Below are 24212 nucleotides of genomic sequence, written 5' to 3' on the forward strand. Positions count from 1 at the left end.
TGCGAAAAGCGTCGCGCCGCCCTCACAGCGGCGCGACGAGCCGTTCCAGATAGGTGCCGTAGGCGGTCTTGCTGAAGCGTGCGGCGAGCCGCCTCACGTCGTCGGCGCCGATGAAGCCCTGCAGATAGGCGACCTCCTCGAGGCAGCCGACCAGGAGACCTTGACGGGCCTGGATCGAGCGGACGAACTCGGAGGCTTCGAGCAGCGCGTCGTGCGTGCCGGTGTCGAGCCAGGCGTAGCCGCGGCCGAGCTTCACCACCTCGAGCGCGCCCATCTCGAGATAACAGCGGTTGACGTCGGTGATCTCCAATTCGCCGCGCGCCGACGGCTTCAGGTCGGCGGCGATGTCGAGCACGCGGTTGTCGTAGAAATAGAGCCCGGTGACGGCCCAGGGCGACCGGAACGTCGTCGGCTTCTCGATCAGCTCCACGGGCTTGCCCGCCTGGTCGAAGACGACGACGCCGTACTGGCTCGGATCGCGCACGTAGTAGCCGAACACGGTCGCGCCGGCGTCGGACCGCGCCGCGCGCGCCAGCTCGGCCGACAGGCCGTGGCCGTAGAAGATGTTGTCGCCGAGGATCAGGCAGACCTTGTCGCCGCCGACGAAGTCGCGGCCGAGCACGAAGGCGTGGGCGAGGCCGATCGGCTTGTCCTGCACGACGTAGTCGATGCGGATGCCCCAGGCCGAGCCGTCGCCGAGCAGGTGCTCGTAGAAGCCGAGATGCTCGGGAGTCGAGATGAGCAGAATCTCGCGGATGCCGGCCAGCATCAGCACCGACAGCGGATAGTAGATCATCGGCTTGTCGTAGACCGGCAGGAGCTGCTTGTTGACGGCGAGCGTCGCCGGGTAGAGCCGCGTGCCGCTGCCGCCGGCCAGGATGATGCCCTTCATGATCCGAAAACCTCTTCGGGCAGCCGGTCGAGGACCGCGGCGAGGGCCGCGCGCCAGTCGGGCTGCGCCATCTGATAACGTGCGATGGTCGAGGTGGAGTCGAGCCGCGAGTCGGCCGGCCGCCGCGCCGGGGTCGGATAGTCGGCCGTCGCGATGGCGACGACCTCGGGCGTCTTCGCGAGCCGCGGCCCTGCGATCTCGAAGATCGCGCGCGCAAAGCCGCACCAGGTGGTCTCGCCCGCATCGGTGAAGTGGAACGTGCCGCCGTGGTCGTCCGGGTCGTTCACGAGCCGGGCCGCGATCGCGAGGCTGGCAGCCGCGAGATCGGCCGACGACGTGGGCGTGCCGCGCTGGTCGTCGACGACGCGCAGCACGTCGCGCTCGCGGCCGAGCCGCAGCATGGTCTTCATGAAGTTGCCGCCGAACGGGCCGTAGACCCAGGCGGTGCGCAAAATCACGGTTCGCGCCGAAGAGGCACGAACGGCCTGCTCGCCCGCCTCCTTGCTGGCCCCGTAGACTCCGAGCGGAGCGACCGGATCGGTCGGGAGATAGGGCGCGCCCTTGGTGCCGTCGAACACGTAGTCGGTCGAGACATGGACGAGCGGGACGCCCTTGGCGGCGGCCGCGGCGGCGAGCCGGCCCGGCGCCTCGGCGTTGAGCACGACGGCGAGATCGCGCTCGCTCTCGGCCTTGTCGACGGCCGTGTAGGCGGCGGCGTTGACGATCACGTCGACATCCTGCGCGGCGACATATGCCGCGATCGTCTCCGGCTGCGCGAGATCGAGGTCGCGGCGCGTCGGCGCGGCGATGCTCAGATCCGGACCGGCGTGGAGCATGATCTCGCGGCCGAGCTGGCCGGTGCCGCCGAGGAGCAGGAGTCTCATGACGCGACCATGTCAGCGCATCGCGGCGAGGCCGCGCCGCGCCGCCGCGTCCTCGATCGTCAACAGCGGCTCCCACCAGGCACGGTTGTCGAGATACCACTGCACGGTGCGGCGCAGTCCCGTCTCGAACGACTCCTTCGGCCGCCAGCCGAGCTCGCGTTCGAGCTTGGAGAAATCGATGGCGTAGCGGAAGTCGTGGCCCGGCCGGTCGCGCACGAAGGTGATCAGATCGCGATGCGGCCCCTTCGCACGCGGCGCGAGATCATCGAGCACGGCGCAGAGTGTCGTCACCACGTCGATGTTGCGCCGCTCCGCGTCGCCGCCGACATTGTAGGTCTCGCCGACCCGCCCCTGCGCCAGGATCAGGGCCAGCGCGCGCGCATGATCCTCGACGAACAGCCAGTCGCGGACGTTCTCGCCCTCGCCGTAGACCGGCATCGGCTCGGAGGCGAGCCCCTTGATCAGGTTGAGCGGGATCAGCTTCTCGGGGAACTGGCGCGGCCCGTAGTTGTTCGAGCAGTTGCTGATCAGGACGGGCAGCCCGTAGGTGTGCCCCCAGGCGCTGACCAGATGGTCTGACGCCGCCTTGGAGGCCGAGTAGGGCGAGCGCGGATCGTAGGGCGTCGTCTCGGTGAACGTCCCGGTCTCGCCCAGCGCCCCGAACACCTCGTCGGTCGAGACGTGATGAAACCGGAACGCCTTGGCCCGCTCGGGCGAGAGCCCGCGCCAGTGCCCGAGCGCCGCCTGAAGCAGCGTCGCGGTGCCGACCACGTTGGTGGTGACGAAGTCCATCGGGCCGTCGATCGAGCGGTCGACATGGCTCTCGGCGGCGAGATGCATCACGGCGTCGGGGTCGAAGTCGGAAAACAGCGCCGCCATGCGCGGGGCGTCGCAGACGTCGGCGCGCACGAAGCGATAACCCGGACGGTCGTCGAGCCCGGCGAGTGACGCGAGATTTCCCGCATAAGTGAGCTTGTCGACCACCAGCACGTGCGCGCCGAGATCCTCGACCAGGTGGTGAACCACGGCCGAGCCGATGAAGCCCGCCCCGCCCGTGACCAGGATCCGCCGCCCCGTCAGCATCGTCCCCTCGCTCGCGCCCTGCGCCCGCGCCGCCGCGCACGTTTCTCTGCGCCTCTGGCGCCGGTCGCCGGCACCTTGTAGGCGGCCGGCACGCCGCACTCAAGCGGTCCGGCGGCGGTCCCCGCTGCCGCTCGTCGCCGCGAAGGCGGGGATCCCGGAGCGGCGGGTCGTGGCGCCCCGGGTCTCGGGCTTCGCGCGGGTGCGAGCGGAGTTCGGGTCGACTTCAGTGGAAACCGCTCTAGGATGTCGGGTCCGCGCCGGTCCGGCCGGCCGCGCGAAGCCCGGAAGCCGTCCCTCGACACCCATGCGCGCCCTGCTCTCGCACGACCTCCAGACGCTCCGCATCTTCCTCACGGCCTGCGAGCTGCGCAGCATGAGCAAGGCGTCGGAGCGCCTCAACATCGCGCTCTCGGCGGCGAGCCGCCGCGTCAGCCTGCTGGAGCACGAGGTCGGCACCCAGCTCATCCTGCGCCGCCCGCACGGCATCGAGCCGACGGCGGCCGGCATCACCATGATGAACTACGCCCGCGACGTGCTCCGTCTCGGCGAGAAGCTGCAGGTGAACCTCGAGGAGCACCGGCTGGGCGTGCGCGGCTATGTGCGGATGTGCGCGTCGAGCTCGGTGCTGGTGCATCGCCTCGCCCACGACCTGTCGCGCTTCGTCACGGCCAATCCGGAGATCAAGCTCGATCTCGAGGAGCGGCCGAGCGAGTCGACCATCGACGCGGTGCTGCACAAGCAGTGCGATCTCGGCGTCATCGTGAAGAGCAGCGACGTCGACGGCCTCGCCGTGATCCCCTACGAGGGCGACCAGCTCGCCGTGGCGCTGCGCGGCGACCACCCGCTCGCCGACCGCAAGGCGCTCGCCTTCGCCGACATCCTCGACGAGGATCTGGTCGGGCTGGAGAGCGGCACCGCCGTGCACCGCCTGCTCTCGTTCCGGGCTCGCGAGCTCGGGCGGGTGATGAAAACACGCGTCCAGGTGCGCAGCTTCGAGGTCATGTGCCTGATGATCTCCGAGGGACTCGGCGTCGGCGTGCTGCCCGAGAAGGCCGTCCAACCGCTCGCCGCGGCCATGGGGCTGCGCCTCGTCCGCCTCGCCGAGCCGTGGGCGGCGCGCGAATACGCGATCTGCGTGCTGGCCGGCGAGGAGCCGGCGCCGCCCGCGCGGCGCCTGATCGATTTCCTGACCGACCGCCCGAGCGCACCGCCGAAGCGGACCCGGTTTTCGCCGCGCGGCACCGGGCGGAAGGGGCGCACGGCGGGGCGGTGAGTTGTCGGTGGCCGCGAGGCGCCTCTGGCTCACCCCGTCACCCTGAGGCGCTCGGCCCGTCAGGGGCGAGCCTCGAAGGGCGACGGCCGAGGTGCCGGGGCCGCATCCTTCGAGGCTCGAGCTTCGCCCGAGCGCCTCAGGATGACGGGGACAGCCCCCGCGCCGCCCCCGGTTTCCAATTCCGCGAAACCAGCCTCGGCCGATTTCTGATTCCAACTCGGGCCGCGCTGCCGATACCGTTTCGAGGCGAGGACGATCGATGCCGCTGACCCTGCCGTCGACCACCGATCACGAGGACATCCGCGAGGCCGTGCGCGCGCTTTGCGCCGACTTCCCGGCCGAGTACTGGCGCACGCTCGACGAGACCGCCGCCTATCCGGAAGCCTTCGTCGATGCCCTCACAAAAGCCGGCTGGCTGGCCGCGCTGATCCCCCAAGACTACGGCGGCTCCGGGCTCGGCGTCACCGAGGCGTCGATCATCCTGGAGGAGATCAACCGGGCCGGCGGCAACTCGGGCGCCTGCCACGGCCAGATGTACAACATGTCGACGCTCTTGCGCGCCGGCTCCCCCGAGCAGAAGCAGCGGATCCTGCCGCGCATCGCCACCGGCGAGATCCGCATGCAGTCGATGGCCGTTACCGAGCCGACCACCGGCTCCGACACGACCAAGCTCAAGACCACGGCCGTGAAGCAGGGCGACCGGTACGTCGTCAACGGCCAGAAGGTGTGGACGTCGCGGCTGCAGCACTCGGATCTGATGATCCTGCTCGCCCGCACCACGCCGCTCGACCAGGTGAAGAAGAAGTCGCACGGCCTCTCGGTGTTCCTGGTCGACGTCGCCGAAGCGATGAAGGCCGGCATGACGGTGCGGCCGATCCGCAACATGGTCAATCACGAGACCAACGAGGTGTTCTTCGACGCGCTCGAGATCCCGGCCGAGAACCTGATCGGCCAGGAGGGCGAGGGCTTCCGATACATCCTCGAAGGCCTCAACGCCGAGCGCACCCTGATCGCGGCGGAATGCATCGGCGACGGTCATTGGTTCGTCGACAAGGCGGTCGCCTACGGGCGCGACCGCGTCGTGTTCGGCCGGCCGATCGGCCAAAATCAGGGCATCCAGTTTCCGATCGCCCAGGCGCACATCCACGTCGAAGCGGCGAGCCTGATGCGATTCAAGGCGGCGGCCCTGCACGACGCGGGACAGCCCTGCGGCGCCGAGGCCAACATGGCGAAGCTGTTGGCCGCCAACGCCTCGTGGGAGGCGGCCAACGCCTGCCTGCAGACGCATGGCGGCTTCGGCTTCGCGGCCGAGTACGACGTCGAGCGAAAGTTCCGCGAGACCCGGCTCTATCAGGTGGCGCCGATCTCCTCGAACCTGATCCTCGCCTATGTGGGAGAGCACGTGCTCGGCCTCCCGCGATCCTATTGAGGTGACGATGGGGACGACCCGGAGGTTCGCCGACTGGGAGTCCCGCGACGAGGCGCAGCGCCGCGCCGCTCTCTCGCGCGCCCGAGACGCGGTGGCGACGCGCGGCCGCACGCTGCGGGCCGTCGTCGATCTGATGCCGGCGGAGGACGAAGCGCCGGCGAGCGGGGTGCTCGCCGGGCTGACCTACGCCGCCAAGGACATGATCACGACCGGCGTCCACGCGCCGAGCTGGGGCCGCGCGGCGCCCTGCATCGACGCCGGCGCGCGCGCGAGCGTGCTGCGCCGACTCGACATGGCTGGCGCAACGCTGATCGCCACGGCCGAGATGACCGAGCTCGCCTACGAGCCCTCGGGTCACAACGCGTCCAGGGGCCGCGCGCTCAACCCCTGGAGCTTCGATCATGTCGTCGGCGGCTCGTCGAGCGGATCGGCCGCGCTGGTCGCGGCCGGTTGCTGCGACGTCGCGCTCGGCTCCGACACGGGCGGCTCGGTGCGCATTCCGGCCGCCTGCTGCGGCGTCACGGCGCTCAAGCCGACATTTGGGGCTCTGCCGCTCGACGGGGTGATGCCGCTCGCAGCAAGCCTCGACACGGTCGGGATCTTCGCCCGGAGTGCCGCGACGCTGGCGCATGCGTGGCCCGTGCTGTCGGCCACGCCGCACCACGACGCGGCACTGCCGCGCCGCGCCGTCCTGCTGATCGACACGCTCGCCGACTGCGAGCCGGCCGTCGTGCGGGCCTGCGAGGATGCGGCCGCCGTGCTCGCCGGCCTCGGCGTCGTGATCACGACTGCGGCCGGCTTCCCCGAGGAGGCGGACCGGCAGGCGCTGGTGATCATGCAGGCCGAGGCCGCGCGGACCCATGCCGCGCTGATCGAGGATCCCGGCACCGAGCCGGTGCTGAGAAAGCGCCTCGCCAAGGGTCTCGCCATCGACGACGCTGCGCTGGCCGCCGCGCGGGCGACGCGCGGGCCGCTCGCCGCGGCGTTCCTGCGCGACACGTTGGGCGACGCCGACGTCGCGTTGCTGCCCGTGATGCCGATCGCGACACCGCGCGTCGCCACAGTGACGCCCGGGGATCCGGCCTTCGATCCGAAGCGGCTCTATGCGCTCAGCCGCTTCACCCGCTTCGTCAACGTGCTGGGCCTGCCGGCGCTGGCGCTGCCAGCGGGCTTCGACGACGCCGGCCTGCCGATCGGCCTCCAGATCGTCGGTCGCGCCGGCGCCGAAGCCCGGCTCATCGCGCTCGGTCGGGCCTTCCAGACGCGCACCGCCTGGCACGGCCGCGTGCCGCGCGCGATCGCCGACCAGATCACGATCGACGAGATCACGACGGATGCGATCGCCACGGGCGCGCTGACCACGGGCGCGATCGCCGGAGGATTTGCCGCATGACCAAGTCTCCCTCGTCGGCGCTCGCCGGCTTGCGCATCCTCGATCTCACCCGCGTGCGGGCCGGCCCGACCTGCTGCCGCGTGTTCGCCGATTTCGGCGCCGACGTGATCAAGATCGAGGCGCCGGCCGGCGTCGATCCGAACGAGGGCACCAACGGCGCCCGCAGCGGCGCCGACATGCAGAACCTCCACCGCAACAAGCGCAGCGTCACGCTGAACCTGAAGACGGCGAAGGGTCTCGCGCTGTTCAAGCGCATGGTCGAGACCGCCGACGTGGTGGTCGAGAACTACCGGCCCGACGTCAAGATCCGGCTCGGCATCGCCTACGAGGATCTGAAAGCCGTCAACCCGCGCATCATCCTCGCCTCGATATCGGGCTTCGGCCAGGACGGACCCTATCGGCATCGCCCGGGTTTCGATCAGATCGCGCAAGGCATGGGCGGGCTGATGGGGGTGACGGGCCTGCCCGGCCAGGGGCCCGTGCGGGCCGGGATCGCGGTCGCGGATTCCTCCGCCGGCCTCTACGCGGCGATCGGGATTCTGGTGGCGCTCGCCGAGCGCGCGCGCTCCGGCGAGGGCCAGTGGGTCTGCTGCTCGCTGCTGCAGGCGCAGATCGCCATGATGGACTTCCAGGCGGCCAAGTATCTGGTCGAGGGAACGGTGCCGAAGCAGGCCGGCAACGACCACCCCTACACGACCCCGATGGGCGTGATGAGGACGGCGGACGGCTGGATCAACATCGGTGTCGGCGGCCAGGGCCAGTGGCGCGCTTTTTGCGACGCGATCGGCGAGCCGGCGCTCGCGACCCACCCGGACTACGACTGCCAGGAGAGCCGCCTGCGCAACCGTGATGCGTTGAAGGAGCGGCTCGCCGCGGTGTTCGCTCGCAAGACGTCGCACGACTGGCTGACCCTGCTCGAGGAGGCGAACGTGCCGGCCGGCCCGATCTACGCCATGGACGAGGTGTTCGCCGATCCGCAGGTGCAGCATCTCGGCATCGCCGTGCCGGTGGAGGATCCCGAGCGCGGCACGCTGCGCCTGGTCGGCCAGCCGGTCGCGCTGTCGCGCACCCCGGCGGCGCTCACGACGCTGCTGCCGGCGGCCGGCGCCCACAACGACCAGATCCTGTCCGAGCTCGGGCTCGGCCCGGACGAGATCGAGACGCTCCGCAAGGAACGGGTGATCTGATGAGGATCGCAGAGCCGTCGTTCCACGGCGGCGCGCCAGCGCCTCGGAATGACAGGAAGCGAAGACCGTATCGTGTGAGTCCGACCAGACGCAGCATGCCCACCCCCGTCCCGTGAAGGAGGATGCCGATGCGCCGTAGAGACCTCGCCCTGTTCGTCGTCGCCGCGCTGACGATCGTTTCGCCGCTCGGGCTCGTCGCGCCGGCCGCCGCCGCCGGACCCGAGCCGAAGCCGCTCCCGACACCGGTCGAGCTGACCGTCGGCTATCAGAAGGTCGGTCATCTCGCGCCGATGCTGATGATCGCCGACAGGCTCAAGCCGCTCGGGGTCGATCTGAAGCTCGTCGAGTTCGCCCGCTACGCCGACGCCCGCACGGCCCTGCTCGCCGGCTCGCTCGACGTCGCTTCGGTCGGTCCCGCCGATCTCGCCATCTCGCTCGCGCAAGGCTCGACCGACGTGGTCGGCATCATGGGGGTCGGCTCCTCGCCCAAATACGTGATCGGTCGCACCGGCGTGAAGCTCGACTCCTTCGAGGATCTGAAGGGCAAGAAGATCGCCATCGCGCCGGGATCGGCCGTTTGGTTCCAGTTCGCCGCGACGCTGGTCGAGAAGGGCGTGCCCTACAACAGCTTCCAGGCCGTCAACATCCAGGGTGGCGGCGCCAACTTCAACCAGGCGCTCAAGAAGGGCGAGGTCGACGGGATCGTCACCTGGGAGCCGTTCGAGTCGATCCCGGTGATGGAGGGCTACGGCTTCTTCGCCAAGAACCTCGAATACTCCTCGTCCAAGGCGGTCGGCGCCGAGCTCGGCATGATCATGGCGTCGAAGACGGCGGCGACCAAGAAGCGCGACGCCATGGAACGCTTCGTCTGGGCCTATCTGGACGCCCAGGATCAGCTCAAGAAAGACCCGGCGAAGTTCGCCGAGGCCTACGCCAAGCTCTCCGGCATGCAGCCCGACATCGCCGCCAAGGCCGCGCAGATCATCACGCTCGGCGAGGTCGTGTCGCCGGATCAGATCAAGCGCCAGGCCAAGGCCTTCGCGGATCTCGGCGTGATCCAGAAGGACGTCTCGGGCCAGATCGACGGCGCCTGGGACGGCAGCTTCGTCACCAAGGCGCTCGGCAAGTGATCCGGCCGCCCGTGATCCGTTTGCCCAGCCCCGCGGCTTGACGACGAGACGAGGACGCGCGCTGATGTCGGTCATCATGGAGCCGGCCACGACCCCCGACGCGCGCTCTCCCGCTGCGCCCACTGGCGACGCGCCGAGCGGTGCCCTCGGCACCGCCGGACGCCCCCCGAGCGACGCCGCGAGCGGCCTCGCTTCGGGACGGCCGCGCGGCGCGTCGCTGCGCGGACCCTCGCGCCTCGCCGGGCGCGTGCTGCTCGCCGTCGCGCTGCCCGTGCTCGTCGTCGCCGCCTGGCAGCTCGCCGGCACCGGCGGCTCGCTGTTCGGCGGCGTGCTGCCGACGCCGGACCGCGTGTGGGCGGCCTGGTACACCTGGGCGTTCGGCGCCCAGGGGCTCGGCCTCAATCCCTATTCGGGCACGTGGCTCGACAATCTCCTCTACTCGGCCGAGCGGGTGGCGAAGGGCTTCGGCTGCGCCATCCTGATCGGCGTGCCGGCCGGCATCGCGATCGGCTGGAACCGCATCGCCGCCGGCGCGCTCGATCCGACCATCCAGATCCTCCGCCCCATCCCGATCACGGCCTGGCTGCCGTTCTCGATCGCCGTGTTCGGCATCGGCCCGGGCGGCGCCATCTTCCTGATCGCGCTCGGCGCCTTCTATCCGATCGTGGTCAACACCAGTCAGGGCGCCCGCGACGTCGAGCGCATGCTGATCCGCGCGGCGCTGATGATGGGAGCCGGGCCGTTCACGATCCTGCGCCGCGTCGTGCTGCCGGCCGCGCTGCCCTCGATCTTCACCGGACTGCGCATCGGGCTCGGCATCGGCTGGACCGCCGTGATCGTCGCCGAGATGGTGGCGGTGAAGTCCGGCCTCGGCTACGTGCTGTGGGACGCCTATTACGTCGGCCGCATGGACGTCGTCATCGCCGACATGATCACGATCGGATTGCTCGGTTTTCTCAGCGACAGGCTCGTCCTGCTCGCCGAGCGCTGGGCGCTGACCTGGCGGCGCCTGCAGTCGCACCATTCCTGAGCCCGAACACCGGCACCGCCGAGCGAGATCCCCATGGGCACCGTGCAGTTCCAGAACGTCAGCAAGACCTTTCCGGGCGTGCGCACCGTGCGGGCGCTCGACGACGTGAGTCTCGACATCGGCGAGGGCGACTTCGTCGCGCTCCTCGGGCCGTCCGGCTGCGGCAAGTCGACCCTCTTGAACCTGCTCGCCGGCTTCGACCGGCTCTCCGCCGGCGCGCTGCTGTTCGACGGCCGCCCGGTCACCAAGCCCGGGCCGGACCGCGGCGTCGTCTTCCAGGAGGCGGCGCTGTTCCCGTGGCTCGACGTGTGGAACAACGTGATCTTCGGGCCGAAGGTGCAGGGCGTGCCGAAGTCCGTCTACGAGCCGCGCGCCCGCGAGCTTCTCCACCTCGTCGGGCTCGACGCCTTCGCCGAGGCGCTGCCCGTGCAGCTCTCCGGCGGCATGCGCCAGCGCGTCGGCATCGCCCGCACCCTGGTGATGAACCCGCGCGCGCTGCTGATGGACGAGCCGTTCGGCGCCCTCGACGCGCAGACGCGCCTGTCGATGCAGCAGCTCCTGCTCGACGTGTGGGAGACGCTCGGCACCACGGTGCTGTTCGTCACTCACGACATCGACGAGGCGATCTTCCTGTCCGACCGCGTCTGCGTGATGTCGGCGCGACCCGGCCGTATCGTGCGCACGATCGAAGTCGACCTGCCGCGCCCGCGCTCGATCGCCAGCCTGACCAGCCCCGCCTTCGTCGCCTACAAAGCGGACATTCTGAAAGAGATGAACGTGGTGCACCATTGAGGGAGGCTGGAGCTTACGAGCGGGTTCGGAGTTCGCGGCCTACCCCCCTCCCCACCCCTCCCCCACAAGGGGGGAGGGAGCAGGCTGCGGCTCGCGGCATAGTGCACTCACAGTCCGCATGAGACGTCTGCTTCATAGTGTCGCCAAACCGAGAGGCACCTCGGCTCCTGCATTCCCTCCCCCCTTGTGGGGGAGGGACAGGGAGGGGGGTGAGCCCCAAACTCCGTCCCCGTGATCGCCCGCGACCAAACAACGAAAGCCCCATGTCCAACCCCCGCATTCCCTACCGGCTCTCCTCGGCGCGGCCGCCGCTGCCGCCGCTCGACGGCAAGCGCATCCTGGTCCACCTCGTTGTCAACGTGGAGAACTGGCAGTTCGACCAGCCGATGCCGCGCACCATCGTCACGCCGCCGCACGGCCGCGAGACGGTGCCGGACGTGCCGAACTTCTCCTGGGCCGACTACGGCATGCGGGCCGGGCTGCCGCGCATCCTGAAAGCGTTCGCCGAGCGCGGCCTGCCGGCTTCGACCAGCATCAATGCCGGCGTGATCGACGCCTACCGGCCCGCCGCCGAAGCGATGCGCGACGCCGGCTGGGAGTTCATCGGCCACGGCATGCACCAGAAGGCCACCAATCATGTCGAGGGCGGCGAGGCGGCGCTGGTGCGGGCGAGCCTCGACATGCTGGCCGCCTTCACGGGCATGCGGTCGCGCGGCTGGCTGTCGCCGGGCCTGCGCGAGACCGTCGACACGCCCGACATCCTGAAGGGCGCCGGTCTCGACTATGTCTGCGACTGGGTGGTGGACGACCGCCCGTCCTGGATGACCACCACGGCCGGGCCGCTGATCGCGCTCCCCTACAATCTCGAGATCAACGACTCGATCGTCTACGCGATCGAGCGCCACGCCACCGGCGAGATGGCGGCACGGCTCGCGCACACGCTGAGGCGCTTCGAGACGGAGTGCCGCGAGAACGCCATCGTGCTCGCTCTCGGGCTGCATCCGCACCTGATCGCGGTGCCGCACCGCATCCACGAGCTCGACCGCATGCTCGATCTGCTCATGGCCTCGCCCGAGGTCGGCTTCTTCACCGGCAGCCGGCTGGCCGACTGGTTCGCCTCCGCCGTGCCGGCCGAGGCCGAGCCGGCGGGCGAGACGTCCGGGGCGTGACATGGACCTCGCAGTCGCCGGCAAGTCGGTCCTGATCACCGGCGCATCGCGCGGCATCGGCCGCGCCGTCGCCGAAAGTTTTTTGCGCGAGGGTGCGCGTGTCGTGATCACGGGCCGGGGTGCCGCCCAGCTCGACGCCACGGCCGGAGAGCTGGCCGTGCTCGGTGACGTGGACATCTTCGCGGGCGATCTCGCCCAGGCGAGCGAGCGCGAGAGACTGTTCGAGGCGCATCCAAACATCGACGTGCTGGTCAACAATGCCGGCGCGATCCCGGGCGGAGACCTCTTCGGTCTCGCCCTGCAGCAGTGGATCGACTCGTGGCAACTGAAAGTGTTCGGCTACGTCCACCTGATGCAGCTTCATCTCGAGGCCATGAAGGCGCGGCGCGACGGCGTCATCGTCAACATCGTCGGCATGGCCGGCCGGGCGCCGCGCTTCGAGTATGTGTGCGGCTCGGCCGGCAACGCCGCGCTGATCGCGCTGACCCGCGCGGTCGGGGCGAAGAGCGTCGACTGGAACGTCCGGGTGGTCGGCATCAATCCGTCGCCGACCCGCACGGGTCGCATCGAGACGATCGCTCGAAAGAAGGCCGAGGACCGCTTCGGCGATCCAGAGCGCTGGGGCGAGGCGCTCGGGCCGCTGCCGTTCGGGCGACTCGCCGAGCCCGCGGAGATCGGCGATCTCGCCGTGATGCTCGCCTCGCCGCGCGCCGCCTATCTCAGCGGCACGGTGGTCGACGTCGACGGCGGCCAGATGTTTCGCGGCTAGCGTTCACCCCGCGCCGAGCACCCTGGCGACGTTGTAGGTGACGAAGGCGGCCGCGTAGGCGAGCGCGATCATGTAGCCGAACGACACCGCCATCCAACGCCAGCCGCCGGTCTCGCGGCGGATCACGGCGAGCGTCGAGGCGCATTGCGGGGCGAAGATGTACCAGGCGAGCAGCGCCAGCGCGGTGGCGAGGCTCCAGCTCTGGGCGAGCGTCGCGCCGATCTTGTCGGCCGCCTCGGCGCCGCCCTCGATGGCGTAGACGGTGCCGAGCGCCGCCACCGCGACCTCGCGGGCCGCCATGCCGGGCACCAGCGCGACGTTGATGTGCCAGTCGAAGCCGATCGGCGCCGTGATCGGCTCCAGCGCCCGGCCGATCCAGGCGGCGAGGCTGTACTCGATCGCCGGCTCGGTCGCGCCCTCGGGCGGGCGCGGGAACGAGGCGAGGAACCAGATCAGCACCATCATCGAGAAGATCGTGGTGCCGGCCCGCTTCAGGAACATCATCGCCTTGGTGTAGAGGCCGATCAGGATGCTCTTCGGCCGCGGCAACTTGTAATCCGGCAGCTCGAGCATGAACGGCTCGGTCGGGTGGTCGCGCCAGAACAGCCGCTTGGCGACGAACGACACCAGGAGCGCGCTGGCGATGCCGACCGCGTAGAGGCCGAACATCACGAGCCCCTGCAGCGAGAAGGCACCGAGCACCTCCTCGTCCGGGATGAAGGCCGAGATGATCAGCACGTAGACCGGGATGCGGGCCGAGCAGGTCATCAGCGGCGCCACCAGGATGGTGGTCAGCCGGTCGCGCCGGTTGTCGATGACGCGGGTCGCCATGATGCCCGGGATGGCGCAGGCGAAGCTCGACAGGAGCGGGATGAAGGCGCGGCCGTGCAGTCCGGCGCCGCCCATCACCCGATCCATCAGAAAGGCGGCGCGCGCCAGATAGCCCAGATCCTCGAGCACCAGGATGAAGAAGAAGAGAATCACGATCTGCGGCAGGAAGACGAGCACGCTGCCGACGCCGGCGATGACACCGTCTTGGACGAAGCTCTGCAGCAGGCCTTCCGGCACATGGGCCTGGACGAGCGCGCCGAGCGCCCCGAAGCCGGCCTTGATCCCGTCCATGGCCGGGGTCGCCCAGGTGAACACGGCCTGGAACATCACGAACAGCACGGCGAGCAGGATGACGATGCCGAACACCGGATGCAGCAGCACCGAGTCGAGCCGGCCGGTCAGGCTGTCGGGTCGGCCCGGCAGCGTCACGGCGGCGGCGAGGATGCGGTCGGCCTCGCGCTGGGTGGCGCGCAGCTCGGCGGTCGTCGGCGGCGCCCAGGCCTTCTCGGCCGGAACGGCCGGTCGGTCGGCGATCAGCTCGTCCATGCGGGCGACGAGATCCGCGACACCGCCACGGCGCACCGCCGTCGAGGTGACGACCGGAATGCCGAGCTCGGCCGAGAGCCGGTCCAGATCGAATTCGAAGCCGCGCTTCTTCGCGATGTCGATCATGTTGAGGGCGAGCATCATGGGCCGCCCGACCCGCTTGAGCTCCAGCACCAGGCGCAGCGCAATGCGCAGATTGGTGGCGTCGGCGACGCACAGGAGCATGTCGGGGACGGTCTCGCCGGCGAGCTGGCCGAGCACCGCGTCGCGGGTCACCTTCTCGTCCGGGCTCCGCGCCCGCAACGAATACGTGCCGGGAAGATCGAGGAGGTGGACGCTGCGGCCCGACGGCGTCTGGAACTGGCCGGACTTCCGCTCGACCGTGACGCCGGGATAGTTCGCCACCTTCTGGCGACTGCCCGTCAGGGCGTTGAACAGGGCGGTCTTGCCGCAGTTCGGATTGCCGACCAGGGCCAGATGCCAAGGCCCGGCCGGTTCGGCGGCGCTCATGACGGAATTCCGGTCAGCTCACCAGGATCGCCATCGCCTCGCGACGGCGCAACGCGATGGTCGCCTCGTTGACCCGCACGGCGATCGGATCACGGCCGAACATGCCCTCGTGCAGGATCTCCACCCGGGCGCCTTCGACGAAGCCGAGCTCGAGCAGGCGGCGCTCCAGCTCGCCGGCCGGCAGGCCGACCGCGTGGCCGTTCACCGCGATGGCGTCGATGCGGCCGCAGAAACCGCGCCGCGCGGTGCCGAGCGGAAGCGACGAGACCGAGGCCTGGAGATCGGCGGCCTTGAGGTCGGCGGCCTTGAGGTCGGCAACGGCATGCAGGTTTGAAAACACATCAGCCATGAGACGGCCTTCGATCCTGAAACAACGCAATTGAGAACGACTATCATGTTTGTCCGGGACCGGGCCTTCGGAGTCAAGAAAATTGGCTCGACAGGTCAGCAGCTTAGAACGTTTGCAAACTGGTGCCGGCCGGCCTCGACGGAAGACTTACGTGTTTTTCCGGAAAAAACGGACGCGACGGCCCGCTCGGTTCGGGTGAGCCTGGTTCCCCGGACCGAAGCCGCATCGCCCGGTCACGCGGCCGCCGCTCCGGGGCGACCGCCGGCCCGCAGCCGGTTCACCGTGTCCTGGGCGTCCTCGGCCGAGACCCCGAGGCGCTGGAGCGCGAAGTCCGACATGCCGAAGGCGATCTCCCGCTCGCCCATCACGGCGAGGCCGACACCGGCGTCGGCGAGGTAGAGGGCCTCGGCCTCCGAGTGGGTGCGAACCACGGTCTCGATCGTCGGGTTGAGGGCGCGGGCGAGCGCGATCACCCGGCGGGCGTGGAAGGCGTCGGGCAGCGCCACCACGATCAGTCGGGCGAGCTCCGGGAAGGTCGCGCCGAGCACCTCGGGGCGGCTGGCGTCGCCGTAGACCACCGGGGTGCCGCCGTCGCGCAGCGTCTCGGCGAGCCGGCGGTCGGCCTCGATCACCACATAGTCGAGCTTGTGCCGGCGCAGTGCGGCCGCGACGGTCGCGCCGACCCGGCCGTGCCCGACCAGGATGGCGTGGTCGACCAGCACGCCCGGCCGCGCCATGAAGGAGCGCGCCTGCCGCTCACGCCAGCGCACCATCGCGGGCCGCTCGCCGAGCCCCTCGGCGACCCGCAAGGCGAACGGGAACATCAGCGGATTGAGCATGATGGCGATCAGCGCTGCGGCCAGCACGAGGTCGCGGCCGGTGCTCGGCAGCAGCCCCTGCCGGACCGCCAGGTCGGTGAGGATGAACGAGAACTCGCCGATCTGGGCGAAGGTCGCGCCGACCATGCCGGCGGTCTGCGGGCTCGCCCGCAAGGCGAGCAGGATCAGCATGGTGACGAGCCCGGTGCCGACCCCGATGGTGACCACCAGGGTGGCGATCTCGAGAGGCATGCGCAGCAGCGTCGTCGGGTCGAACAGCATGCCGGCGGAGACGAAGAACAAAACGGCAAAGACGTGCTGCATCGGCAGCGCCTCGGCGGCGGCGTGGTGGTTGAGGTCGCTCTCGCCGAGCACGACGCCGGCGAAGAAGGCGGCGAGCGCGATCGAGATGCCGAACAGGAGCGACGAGCTCCAGGCGATGCCGAGGGCGACCACGGCGACCGCGAGGGTGAACAATTCGCGCGAGCCCTGGCGGGCGACGTAGCCGAGCAGCGCGGGAATCGCCTTGCGGCCGACCACCAGGATGATGGCGACGAAGCCGGCGAGCTGCAGGACGGCGCGGCCGAGCTCGACCGCGACCTCGCCGGGCGAGCTCGCCCCGGCGCCGAGCGTCGGGATCAGCACCAGCGCCAGGATCACCACCATGTCCTGGACGACCAGCCAGCCGAGGGCCATCCGGCCGGCCGGCGCGGTGAGCTGGCCGCGCTGGTCGAGCGCCCGGGTCGCGACCGCCGTCGAGGCGATGGCGAGCGACAGGCCCACGACGACGGCGGCGACCGGATCGAGCCCGATCACCAGCCTCGCCACGGTCCAGCCGATCGTCGTCGAGACGGCGATCTGGACGAGGGCGCCCGGCACGGCGCTGGTGCGGACCGCCACGAGATCGCGGAACGAGAAGTGCAGGCCGACGCCGAACAGCAGCAGCGCGACGCCGATCTCGGCGAGCTCGTTGGCGATCGCCTGGTCGGCCGTGAAACCCGGCGTGAACGGCCCGACGACGATTCCGGCGAGCAGGTAACCGAGCATCGGCGGCAGCCGCACGGCGCGCGCCAGAAGGCCGCCGACGAAGGCGATCGTCAGGCTGATCACGATGGTCGGCAGCAATCCTGCGCTGTGCACGTCGTCTCCGCTCGCGCGTCGTGACATCGGGGGTGGGCGATCCGGGGCCGCCCGGCGCCGTGGCGCGAGGCGGTCGCCCGATCAGGCACGCAGCTTAAGCCTGATTCCCTCTGCGGAGGTCTCGCGGCAGCGCATTTTTTCGCCCGGCCCGGGAGGCCGTGGCGGAGCACGCCTGCAGGTTTGTGCGAAGCGAACAAACCACGGATTCGACTGATGGAACTCTGTTCGCGCTTCGTTGCGGCACCGCCTCGGGTGTCGGGGCGCGCCGCAGGCGAGACGCGCAGGCCGGCGCGGGGCGGGTGCCTTAGGCAACCCGACGCTGCATCGCAGCGCTGCCGCACGGTACGGCAAGGCGCCCGGATTCTGGGCATTGCATACAGCACGTGCATACAATCGCTGCGGCCCATGCGCGGAATCGGAAGGACGCACCCTGGCACATGCTTTGCAGCACAAGTGCCGACCGCCGGCCCCGGCGGGCGAGACGGAGTGCCCTCATGTCCATCTTCGACGATCCCTTCCGGAGCGACCGCCGGCTGACCTCGGGCTGCGTCTGCGGCCGCCATGCGAGCCAGATGGAGCACGATCACGCCGCACAGGTCGACGCGCAGCAGCGCCAGCCGCTGGCCGCCGCTCCGACGAGCGAGGACGAGCGCTACAAGGGCGTCGTCGCCTCCGCCGTGATGCGCGCGATGTTCCCGCAGGACGCCGCGCGAAGAGCCTTCCTGAAGTCGGTCGGCGCCTCGACGGCGCTCGCCGCGCTGTCGCAGTTCTTCCCGCTCGGCCCGGCGACCGAGGTGTTCGCGCAAGGCGCCGGCGCGATCGAGAAGAAGTCGATCAAGGTCGGCTTCATCCCGATCACCTGCGCGACCCCGATCATCATGGCGCACCCGATGGGCTTCTACGCCAAGCACGGACTCGACGTGGAAGTCGTGAAGACCGCCGGCTGGGCCGTGATCCGCGACAAGACGCTCAACAAGGAATACGACGCCGCCCACATGCTCTCGCCGATGCCGCTCGCCATCACGATCGGGGCCGGTGCGGCCCCGATCCCCTACACGGCGCCGGCGATCGAGAACATCAACGGCCAAGCCATCACGCTGGCGATGAAGCACAAGGACAAGCGCGATCCGAAGTCGTGGAAGGGCTTCAAGTTCGCGGTGCCGTTCGACTACTCGATGCACAATTACCTGCTGCGCTACTATCTGGCGGAGCACGGGCTCGACCCCGACACCGACGTGCAGATCCGCGCCGTGCCGCCGCCCGAGATGGTGGCGAACCTGCGTGCCGACAACATCGACGGTTTTCTCGCGCCGGATCCGGTCAATCAGCGCGCCGTCTACGACGGCGTCGGCTTCATCCACACGCTCTCCAAGGAGCTGTGGGACGGTCATCCGTGCTGCGTGTTCGCCGCCTCGAAGGAGTTCGTGACGAGCGCGCCCAACACCTACGCGGCGCTCCTCAAGGCGATCATCGACGCCACCGCCTATGCGACCAAGGCGGAGAACCGAAAAGCGATCGCCGAGGCGATTGCGCCGGCCAACTATCTCAACCAGCCCGTCACCGTGGTCGAGCAGGTGCTGACCGGCACCTATGCGGACGGGCTCGGCAACGTGAAGAAGGTGCCGGACCGCATCGCCTTCGATCCGTTCCCGTGGGAGTCCTTCGCGGTGTGGATCCTCACCCAGATGAAGCGCTGGGGCCAGATCAAGGGCGAGGTCGACTACAAGAGCGTCGCCAATCAGGTGTTCCTGGCGACCGACACGGCCAAGCTGATGAAGGAGGTCGGCCTGACGCCGCCGACCACCACGACCAAGACCTTCGCCGTGATGGGCAAGACCTTCGATCCCGCGAAGCCCGACGAGTACATCGCCGGCTTCAAGATCAAGCGCGTGTGAGGCGGGGGCGGTTCTCTCGATCGCGCAGAAACACAGCGCTCGTTCTCCCTCTCCCCGCATGCGGAGAGAGGGTCGGGGTGAGGGGGCGCCTCCGTACCCTTGAAACGCCCCCTCACCCGAACATTGCGCCGGCCGGCGCAATGTCCGACCTCTCCCCGCGCGGCGGGGAGAGGTGACGAGCCACAGCGTTCGACGCCTGATCACTTCGGAGCCACGATGACCCGGTCCCTGACCTTTCGCGCCGCGATCGTCTCGGTGCTCATGTTCTCCGCCTTCGTGCTGGTGTGGCATCTGGCGACACGCGGCTCCGGGCCGACCGTCGCCATGGATGCCGAGTACGCGAAGCTCATGGGCGCCGCCGCGACGACCGGCAAGTCGGCGATGCCGGGACCGCTCGACGTCGCCACCACGGTCTGGGGCCATCTGAAGGATCCGTTCTACGACCGCGGCACCAACGACAAGGGGCTTGGCATCCAGCTCGGCTGGTCGATTCTTCGCGTCATGATCGGCTATCTGCTCGCCGTCCTGGTGGCGCTTCCCGTCGGCTTCCTGATCGGCATGTCGCCGCTGATGAGCCGCGCCCTCGATCCGTTCATCCAGGTGCTGAAACCGATCTCGCCGCTCGCCTGGATGCCGCTCGCGCTCTACACGATCAAGGACTCCGGACTCTCGGCCGTGTTCGTCATCTTCATCTGCTCGCTGTGGCCGATGCTGGTGAACACCGCTTTCGGGGTCGCCTCGGTGCGCAAGGAATGGATCAACGTCGCCCGCACCCTCGAGGTCGGCACGCTGCGCCGCATCTTCACGGTGCTGCTGCCGGCCGCCGCGCCGACCATCCTCACCGGCATGCGCATCTCGATCGGCATCGCCTGGCTCGTCATCGTCGCGGCCGAGATGCTGGTCGGCGGCACCGGCATCGGCTACTTCGTCTGGAACGAGTGGAACAACCTCTCGATCACCAACGTGATCACGGCGATTTTGGTGATCGGTGTCGTCGGCATGATCCTCGACCAGATCCTCGCCCGTGCCACCCGCGCCGTCACGTTCCCGGAGTGAGGGGGATGCGGCTCACCGATTTATCCATTGCTCGTCATGGCCGGGCCTGTCCCGGCCATCCACGCCTTCCTTTCTGCACCCGCAGCAAGACGTGGATGCCCGCGACGAGCGCGGGCATGACGGCAGAGAACGTGGCCGGCTCATGACCGACAAGTTCATCTCCATCGAAGGCATCTCGAAGCGCTTCCCGGCGGCCGGGGGCGGTGTCACGACCGTGTTCGAGGATCTGTGGCTCGGCATGGAGCGCGGCACCTTCACGTGCGTGATCGGACACTCCGGCTGCGGCAAGACGACCGTGCTCAACGTGCTGGCCGGACTCGACCGGCCGTCCGACGGCGCCGTCATCGTCGACAACCAGGCGATCGAAGGCCCGAGCCTCGACCGCGCCGTGATCTTCCAGAGCCACGCGCTGTTGCCCTGGCTCACCGTGATGGGCAACGTCGCCTACGCTGTGGCGTCGAAGTGGCGGCGCTGGTCGCGCGCCGAGGTGGAGGAGCACGCCCAGAAGTTCATCGCGCTGGTCGGACTCGCGGGCGCCGAGCGCAAGCGTCCGGCGGAGCTCTCCGGCGGCATGAAGCAGCGCGTCGGCATCGCCCGCGCGCTGTCGATCGAGCCGAAGATCCTGCTGATGGACGAGCCGTTCTCGGCGCTCGACGCACTCGCCCGCGGAACCCTCCAGGACGAGGTGCGGCGCATCTGCCAAGAGACCGGCCAGACCGTGTTCATGATCACGCACGACGTCGACGAGGCGATCTACCTGGCCGATCGCATCGTGCTGATGACCAACGGCCCTCAGGCCGTGCTGGCCGAGATCGTCGACAACCCGCTCCCGGCCGACCGCGCCCGCAACGACGTCCACAAGCATCCGCTCTACTACGCGGTGCGCAACCACGTCGTCGACTTCCTGGTCACCCGCTCGAAGAGCTTCTCCGACGCCGACAAGGCGGCGCTCGACCGCCGCACCCCGCCGATCGTCCGCCCCGGCGCTCCGGAGCCCGCCGTGGTAGGCGGTCCTGATCAGAACTCCGATTCGCCGCGGACGCTCCGCGGCTCCCTCTCCCCATCGGGGAGAGGGGTGGGGTGAGGGGGGACCGGCGCCGGTTGGTTCATCGAGAGGGCGGCACCCCCTCACCCGGATCTCGCGCTCGCGCGCGAGATCCGACCTCTCCCCGCCGGGGAGAGGTGAACACGTGCCCGGACGTGTGACAGACGATTTGATCACATTTCAGAGGAGACTCATCATGATCCGTTCCGACCTCACCGAGAAGATCCTCGACATCAAGCGCGAGAAAGGCTGGAGCTGGAAATATATCTGCGACGAGATCGGCGGCTTCTCGCCGGTGCTGCTCGTCGGCGCGCTTCTGGGCCAGCACAAGCTCACCAAGCCGCAGGCCGCCAAGGCGGGCGAGCTGTTCGGTCTCTCCAAGGCCGAGACCGCGATGCTCAACGAGGTGCCGATGCGCGGCGCCGACGCCGTGATGCCGCCGACCGACCCGCTGATCTATCGCTTCTACGAACTGGTGCTGGTCAACGGCCCGGCCTGGAAGGCGCTGATCGAGGAGGAGTTCGGCGACGGCATCATGTCGGCGATCGACTTCGACATGCAGATGGAGCGCCTGCCGGACCCGAAGGGCGACCGCGTCAAGATCACGATGTCGGGCAAGTTCCTGCCCTTCAAGTACTACGGCGCCTCCGGCAACGTGCCGGCCTACGGCTACAAGGAGGAGTAGGCGCAGCGCGCTTTCCCCGCGTGACGGCGGCCCGGGCGAACGCCTCGCCGGGGCCGCCGTGTTTCAATCGAATGATCAGCTTTGCCGCGCCGTCCGCGTTCCGAGATTCGGGCTCGACTTTTTCCTGAAGTCGAACAGCGTTGTGCCGCGGCGCACACTATTCGCTGCGACGCAGCATAGGTATATCTACGAGCATCCGGCCCGGATCTGCGCCGCGCCCTTCGCCCGCGCCACGCGATCCTCTCGGCCGCTCTCCAGGGTGCTCGACCATGCTCTCGCTCGCCGTCAACGCCGCCCTCGCCGTCTATGGCGCGATCTTTCTCGCCGGCGCGCATGCGTTCACGCCGTCCGACCCCTACACCCAGGCGCTCGGCTTCGCGGTCGCGGGCCACGACCGCGCCGCCGTGCGGGCCGTGGACCAGGAGGCCTGCGTGTTCGCCGTGGACGATGCCGTCGTCCATCTCGGGGCGATCGACCGATCGCGGCTCGGCTTCGCCCTGATGACGGCCCAGACCGGCTGGGGTCCGATCCGGCACGTCGCCGTCACGCTGCACGGCGACACCCCGGTCTACGAGCGGGTCGAGAAGGGGCTCGACGAGGAAGGCCCGTGGGACGACGAGGCGGTGCGCATGCTCAAGCGCATCGTCAAGGCGCGCAGCCCGGAGCTGTTCCACGATCGCCGGGTGATCGAGACCGACATCACGCTGAAGCTGCCGACCAGCGACATCGAGCGGGTCCGCCAGGACTGGGCCACGGTGATGCGCGGCTGCGCCGCCCGCAAGCCGCTGCCGGTCACGCCGACCACACCGGCGACGCCGAGGGAAGCCGACGCGCCGGCGATGTCGGCGGCCCCCGCCCGCCCGACCTCGCCGGCCTCTCCGGCGGCCCCGTCCCGTATCGAGCCGCACACCGCGGCGGCCCTGTCGGCCTGGACCATCCCGCCGCTCTGATCCGAGCCGCGACGGACGACACGCGTCAGCGCGCTCACTCCTCGCGTGCCGCCGCCGCGGCGTCCGGCGCGGCCGCGTCGGGTTCGGCCTCGGGCTCCTCGGTCGGTGGCGGCTCGGCCGGCTTGGCCCCTGGCTTCGCGTCAGGCTTGGCGTCCCGCTTGGCGTCCGGCTTGGGCTTCGCCGGCGGCTTCCAGGAGGCGTCGCGGACCTCCCATTTGCACAGCCGGGTGCCACTGCGCCGCTCGGCGAGATCGAGATGCACGTGGCTCTCGTGGTAGCCGTCCGAGCCCGGCCCGAGCACCGTCATGAATCGCCCGCACACCGACTCGGCGAGCGCCGTGCGCACCCCCTTGTCGGCGAGGTGATCGGTGAGCACGAGATTGCGGCCGGCGCCGAACGAGACGGCCCGCACGTCGATGGCGTTGCCGGTGCCGTGCTCGCTCATCTTGGCGCCGACGACGCGATTGCGGGTGCGGCACTCGGTCGACGAATCGACCAGGAGACCCGTGATCGGACCGGATGTCGCGGTGAGCGCGACCACGTCCTCGCGCACCCATTGGGCGAAGGCCTCGGCCATCGTGCAGCGCAGCCGCGTCTGCGGCTGGAACGGCGCGTGGATGGCGACGCGGCCGCCACCCGGCAGCCGGATCGCGGTGAGCTTGACGAGCTCGCGGGTCTCGCAGCCGGCCGGACCGAGCACCGGCGGCTCCGGCTCCGCCTCGGCGAGGCCGGCGAGCCGGGCCAGGCAGGCGGCCTGGGCGGCGTCGCGCTCCGGATCGCCCGCCGGTCCGGGGATCGGCACCCCGGCCTGGTCGCGCGGCGGTCCCGGTCGCGGCAGCGGCGCCGTGACGGGCAAACCGGCCGGCAGCGGCGGCGGCGCGGGCGGCAGCAGGATGACGGAGGCCGAGGCCGGCTGGAAACCCTGCCCGAGCGCGGCGGCCGGGCGGGGCCGCGGCAGCGGCACGGCGGCCCGGTGCGGCAGAGGCGCACGCGCCGGCGCGACGGCAGGTGAACCCGAGGCGGGGGAACCGGCGGGTGCGCTCTTGGGGGGCGAGCCGGCGGTCGCCGGCGTCACGGTGCCGCGCGGCAGAATGGGTGCATCGGACGCGGCGCCGTCGGAGGCCGCACCGGCCGAGCCGGTCGCGATCGCCAGAAGCACCGCCGCCAACGCTGAACCCCGCATGCGCCCTCGCCGCCCCGCCCGCCGCCACACGCGGCCGCCGCCGTCGCGCCGGAAACGGCGCCAAAGCGGTCTCGGGCGCCATTGTGGCGGCAGCGGGACGGGCCCCGGCGCGGCCGGTGTGCGCGCAGCCGCCCCCCGTCCGGACGGGCGATCGGCCCCGTCGGACGGGGAGG

Annotated in this window: 21 protein-coding genes; 14 read left to right on the forward strand and 7 right to left on the reverse strand. The window is 70.1% G+C overall.

Going from position 1 to position 24212, the window contains the following annotated elements:
• Positions 1-22: 22 nt before the first annotated feature.
• From rfbA to rfbB, 3 genes are read right to left on the reverse strand one after another with little or no spacing between them, the layout of a single operon-like run.
• The gene (gene rfbA / locus ACFSOX_RS05665) at positions 23-892 is read right to left on the reverse strand and encodes a glucose-1-phosphate thymidylyltransferase RfbA (RefSeq protein ID WP_378476818.1); all 870 of its coding nucleotides are present in this window, start codon (positions 890-892) and stop codon (positions 23-25) included.
• A complete protein-coding gene (gene rfbD, locus ACFSOX_RS05670) occupies positions 889-1776 on the reverse strand; it encodes a dTDP-4-dehydrorhamnose reductase (RefSeq protein WP_378476819.1) in 888 nt (295 codons plus the stop codon). Before rfbD ends, rfbA begins: the two co-directional genes overlap by 4 nt.
• A 12-nt stretch (positions 1777-1788) precedes the next feature.
• A complete protein-coding gene (rfbB, locus tag ACFSOX_RS05675; protein WP_378476820.1) occupies positions 1789-2859 on the reverse strand; it encodes a dTDP-glucose 4,6-dehydratase in 1071 nt (356 codons plus the stop codon).
• Positions 2860-3163: 304 nt separating this feature from the next.
• Here rfbB and ACFSOX_RS05680 point away from each other — a divergent pair, with 304 nt between their 5' ends.
• The 9 genes from ACFSOX_RS05680 (at position 3164) to ACFSOX_RS05720 (ending at position 13031) form a co-directional block, all read left to right on the forward strand.
• A complete protein-coding gene (locus ACFSOX_RS05680; RefSeq protein WP_378476821.1) occupies positions 3164-4132 on the forward strand; it encodes a LysR family transcriptional regulator in 969 nt (322 codons plus the stop codon).
• 259 nt (positions 4133-4391) lie between these two features.
• Positions 4392-5561, forward strand: a complete 1170-nt coding sequence (locus tag ACFSOX_RS05685) for an acyl-CoA dehydrogenase family protein (RefSeq protein WP_378476822.1) — start codon at positions 4392-4394, stop codon at positions 5559-5561.
• Between the two features lie 7 nt (positions 5562-5568).
• The gene (locus ACFSOX_RS05690) at positions 5569-6954 is read left to right on the forward strand and encodes an amidase (RefSeq protein WP_378476823.1); all 1386 of its coding nucleotides are present in this window, start codon (positions 5569-5571) and stop codon (positions 6952-6954) included.
• On the forward strand, positions 6951-8141 hold the full coding sequence (locus tag ACFSOX_RS05695) for a CaiB/BaiF CoA transferase family protein (RefSeq protein ID WP_378476824.1): 1191 nt from the start codon (positions 6951-6953) through the stop codon (positions 8139-8141). Before ACFSOX_RS05690 ends, ACFSOX_RS05695 begins: the two co-directional genes overlap by 4 nt.
• Before the next feature lie 128 nt (positions 8142-8269).
• Complete coding sequence (locus tag ACFSOX_RS05700; RefSeq protein ID WP_378476825.1) at positions 8270-9271, forward strand: ABC transporter substrate-binding protein; 1002 nt, start codon at positions 8270-8272, stop codon at positions 9269-9271.
• A 64-nt stretch (positions 9272-9335) separates the two neighbouring features.
• On the forward strand, positions 9336-10301 hold the full coding sequence (locus ACFSOX_RS05705) for an ABC transporter permease (RefSeq protein WP_378476826.1): 966 nt from the start codon (positions 9336-9338) through the stop codon (positions 10299-10301).
• 33 nt (positions 10302-10334) lie between these two features.
• The gene (locus tag ACFSOX_RS05710) at positions 10335-11093 is read left to right on the forward strand and encodes an ABC transporter ATP-binding protein (RefSeq protein WP_378476827.1); all 759 of its coding nucleotides are present in this window, start codon (positions 10335-10337) and stop codon (positions 11091-11093) included.
• A gap of 263 nt (positions 11094-11356) precedes the next feature.
• Entirely contained in the window at positions 11357-12262 is a 906-nt protein-coding gene (locus ACFSOX_RS05715) for a polysaccharide deacetylase family protein (RefSeq protein WP_378476828.1), read from the forward strand.
• A 1-nt stretch (position 12263) separates the two neighbouring features.
• Entirely contained in the window at positions 12264-13031 is a 768-nt protein-coding gene (locus ACFSOX_RS05720; protein ID WP_378476829.1) for a short-chain dehydrogenase/reductase, read from the forward strand.
• 3 nt (positions 13032-13034) lie between these two features.
• Here the strand turns inward: ACFSOX_RS05720 and feoB are convergent, their stop codons facing one another.
• The 3 genes from feoB to ACFSOX_RS05735 form a co-directional block, all read right to left on the reverse strand.
• Positions 13035-14918 (reverse strand): ferrous iron transporter B, encoded by a 1884-nt coding sequence (gene feoB / locus ACFSOX_RS05725; protein ID WP_378476830.1) that lies wholly within the window; start codon positions 14916-14918, stop codon positions 13035-13037.
• A gap of 13 nt (positions 14919-14931) precedes the next feature.
• A complete protein-coding gene (locus tag ACFSOX_RS05730; protein ID WP_378476960.1) occupies positions 14932-15246 on the reverse strand; it encodes a FeoA family protein in 315 nt (104 codons plus the stop codon).
• A gap of 254 nt (positions 15247-15500) precedes the next feature.
• The gene (locus ACFSOX_RS05735; protein WP_378476831.1) at positions 15501-17225 is read right to left on the reverse strand and encodes a cation:proton antiporter; all 1725 of its coding nucleotides are present in this window, start codon (positions 17223-17225) and stop codon (positions 15501-15503) included.
• A 494-nt stretch (positions 17226-17719) separates the two neighbouring features.
• Here ACFSOX_RS05735 and ACFSOX_RS05740 point away from each other — a divergent pair, with 494 nt between their 5' ends.
• The 5 genes from ACFSOX_RS05740 to ACFSOX_RS05760 all read left to right on the forward strand — a co-directional run bounded on the left by ACFSOX_RS05740 (position 17720) and on the right by ACFSOX_RS05760 (position 22856).
• Positions 17720-19120: a CmpA/NrtA family ABC transporter substrate-binding protein gene (locus ACFSOX_RS05740; protein ID WP_378476832.1), complete on the forward strand. Its 1401-nt coding sequence runs from the start codon at positions 17720-17722 to the stop codon at positions 19118-19120.
• Between the two features lie 216 nt (positions 19121-19336).
• The gene (gene ntrB, locus ACFSOX_RS05745) at positions 19337-20176 is read left to right on the forward strand and encodes a nitrate ABC transporter permease (RefSeq protein WP_378476833.1); all 840 of its coding nucleotides are present in this window, start codon (positions 19337-19339) and stop codon (positions 20174-20176) included.
• A 142-nt stretch (positions 20177-20318) separates the two neighbouring features.
• Complete coding sequence (locus ACFSOX_RS05750) at positions 20319-21260, forward strand: ABC transporter ATP-binding protein (RefSeq protein WP_378476834.1); 942 nt, start codon at positions 20319-20321, stop codon at positions 21258-21260.
• 157 nt (positions 21261-21417) lie between these two features.
• Positions 21418-21906 carry a cyanase gene (cynS, locus tag ACFSOX_RS05755; protein ID WP_378476835.1) on the forward strand — a complete coding sequence of 163 codons (489 nt, stop codon included), beginning with the start codon at positions 21418-21420 and terminating at the stop codon, positions 21904-21906.
• A gap of 269 nt (positions 21907-22175) precedes the next feature.
• Positions 22176-22856: a hypothetical protein gene (locus tag ACFSOX_RS05760; protein ID WP_378476836.1), complete on the forward strand. Its 681-nt coding sequence runs from the start codon at positions 22176-22178 to the stop codon at positions 22854-22856.
• Between the two features lie 34 nt (positions 22857-22890).
• Here ACFSOX_RS05760 and ACFSOX_RS05765 read toward each other — a convergent pair whose 3' ends face one another.
• Positions 22891-24039: an extensin-like domain-containing protein gene (locus ACFSOX_RS05765; protein WP_378476837.1), complete on the reverse strand. Its 1149-nt coding sequence runs from the start codon at positions 24037-24039 to the stop codon at positions 22891-22893.
• Between the last annotated feature and the right edge of the window lie 173 nt (positions 24040-24212).

It is taken from the genome of Rhodoplanes azumiensis (assembly GCF_042682915.1).
Lineage (GTDB): Bacteria > Pseudomonadota > Alphaproteobacteria > Rhizobiales > Xanthobacteraceae > Rhodoplanes > Rhodoplanes azumiensis.

Bases quoted from the DNA above. Each gene is read 5' to 3' on its own strand.
- ACFSOX_RS05740 (WP_378476832.1), top strand. From the start codon at position 17,720: ATGTCCATCTTCGACGATCCCTTCCGGAGCGACCGCCGGCTGACCTCG.
- ACFSOX_RS05690 (WP_378476823.1), top strand. From the start codon at position 5,569: ATGGGGACGACCCGGAGGTTCGCCGACTGGGAGTCCCGCGACGAGGCG.
- ACFSOX_RS05700 (WP_378476825.1), top strand. From the start codon at position 8,270: ATGCGCCGTAGAGACCTCGCCCTGTTCGTCGTCGCCGCGCTGACGATC.
- rfbA (WP_378476818.1), bottom strand. From the start codon at position 892: ATGAAGGGCATCATCCTGGCCGGCGGCAGCGGCACGCGGCTCTACCCG.
- rfbD (WP_378476819.1), bottom strand. From the start codon at position 1,776: ATGAGACTCCTGCTCCTCGGCGGCACCGGCCAGCTCGGCCGCGAGATC.
- ACFSOX_RS05680 (WP_378476821.1), top strand. From the start codon at position 3,164: ATGCGCGCCCTGCTCTCGCACGACCTCCAGACGCTCCGCATCTTCCTC.
- ACFSOX_RS05695 (WP_378476824.1), top strand. From the start codon at position 6,951: ATGACCAAGTCTCCCTCGTCGGCGCTCGCCGGCTTGCGCATCCTCGAT.
- ACFSOX_RS05765 (WP_378476837.1), bottom strand. From the start codon at position 24,039: ATGCGGGGTTCAGCGTTGGCGGCGGTGCTTCTGGCGATCGCGACCGGC.
- feoB (WP_378476830.1), bottom strand. From the start codon at position 14,918: ATGAGCGCCGCCGAACCGGCCGGGCCTTGGCATCTGGCCCTGGTCGGC.
- ACFSOX_RS05760 (WP_378476836.1), top strand. From the start codon at position 22,176: ATGCTCTCGCTCGCCGTCAACGCCGCCCTCGCCGTCTATGGCGCGATC.
- ACFSOX_RS05720 (WP_378476829.1), top strand. From the start codon at position 12,264: ATGGACCTCGCAGTCGCCGGCAAGTCGGTCCTGATCACCGGCGCATCG.
- ACFSOX_RS05750 (WP_378476834.1), top strand. From the start codon at position 20,319: ATGACCGACAAGTTCATCTCCATCGAAGGCATCTCGAAGCGCTTCCCG.
- ACFSOX_RS05710 (WP_378476827.1), top strand. From the start codon at position 10,335: ATGGGCACCGTGCAGTTCCAGAACGTCAGCAAGACCTTTCCGGGCGTG.
- ACFSOX_RS05705 (WP_378476826.1), top strand. From the start codon at position 9,336: ATGTCGGTCATCATGGAGCCGGCCACGACCCCCGACGCGCGCTCTCCC.
- rfbB (WP_378476820.1), bottom strand. From the start codon at position 2,859: ATGCTGACGGGGCGGCGGATCCTGGTCACGGGCGGGGCGGGCTTCATC.
- ntrB (WP_378476833.1), top strand. From the start codon at position 19,337: ATGACCCGGTCCCTGACCTTTCGCGCCGCGATCGTCTCGGTGCTCATG.
- ACFSOX_RS05715 (WP_378476828.1), top strand. From the start codon at position 11,357: ATGTCCAACCCCCGCATTCCCTACCGGCTCTCCTCGGCGCGGCCGCCG.
- ACFSOX_RS05685 (WP_378476822.1), top strand. From the start codon at position 4,392: ATGCCGCTGACCCTGCCGTCGACCACCGATCACGAGGACATCCGCGAG.
- cynS (WP_378476835.1), top strand. From the start codon at position 21,418: ATGATCCGTTCCGACCTCACCGAGAAGATCCTCGACATCAAGCGCGAG.